General features: G+C 33.6%; 1 protein-coding gene. It reads right to left on the reverse strand.

What is annotated here, in order from left to right; translation table 11 throughout:
* Positions 1-935 (reverse strand): competence type IV pilus ATPase ComGA (gene comGA / locus BU038_RS12330; RefSeq protein ID WP_107606255.1); only part of this gene is annotated, 935 nt, incomplete at its 3' end.
* Positions 936-1,071: the final 136 nt, after the last annotated feature.

The raw sequence follows: 1,071 nt of genomic DNA on the forward strand, positions 1-1,071 counted from the left end.
TCTTTGTTCATTTGACTCAACACTTTACTTAATTTTATAAAATGTTTTGGTAGCATATGATTGTTTTTAAAAAAGTATTGGATATCAGATTGATACAACGTCTCATATGCTAGTTCACGATGCCCTAATTGATTTGTAACTAATCTTTGATTTGAGATTAAGGCAATGGCTTGCTGTGCCTCTTGAGGTGTAATACCCATTTCTAGTAAACGTAACAATGCCCCTTCGCAATCATTTGAGTGCAATGTAGATAACACTAAGTGCCCACTCAACGAAGCTTGTATAACACATTTAGCAATTGAAGCTTCACGAATCTCTCCGATTAAGATAATATCAGGATCACATCGTAAAATAGCTTTGAAAGAACTTTCATAGTTGATACCAGCTTTTTCATTTACAGAGATTTGGGTTATGCCAGGTATGCGTTTTTCTACAGGATCTTCGACAGTAATAATATTCAGGTTCAGCTTTTCTTTTGCAAAATTTACCATTTCATACATCATAGTACTTTTTCCTGAACCCGTTGGTCCTGTAAATAAAATCAATCCTTGTTTTTTATTCATCAAATGATGAAAATGTTTCGGACCTTCGCACTCGTATTCTTGGGTGAAATACTGCGGAGAAACCCTAATAACACAACTCTCCATTCCTAAAGATAATGGCAATGTAGATACTCTCAAATTGTAAAGCATTTGATGTTTGAAAGTTGTTTGGCCGCTTTGTGCTTGATGATAAGTGGAAACATCTAAACCAGATAAGAACTTCATAAAAGTAAGTAACTTTTGGTATGTGGCTATCTCAATGGACTCATAATTAGATAACATATCATTTACTCTGAATTTAATGAGAACAGCATGTTCTAATGGTATAAAATGAATGTCGGAAACACGTAGTGCAATTGCGTCTGTTAATATCTTTTCAAATAACCTCTTCATAAAAAATCGGGGCTGGGACATAAATCCAGTCTCAAATAAAAGCCGAGGAGAATCTTTAATGATTTTCCTCGGCTTTTTATATAAAATACTCATATTATTTCAAAAAAATAAAGCCCTCACGTATAATTAGAGAATA

Origin of the sequence: Staphylococcus simulans, assembly GCF_003043455.1 — a bacterium.
In the GTDB taxonomy this organism is placed as follows: Bacteria; Bacillota; Bacilli; order Staphylococcales; family Staphylococcaceae; genus Staphylococcus; species Staphylococcus simulans_A.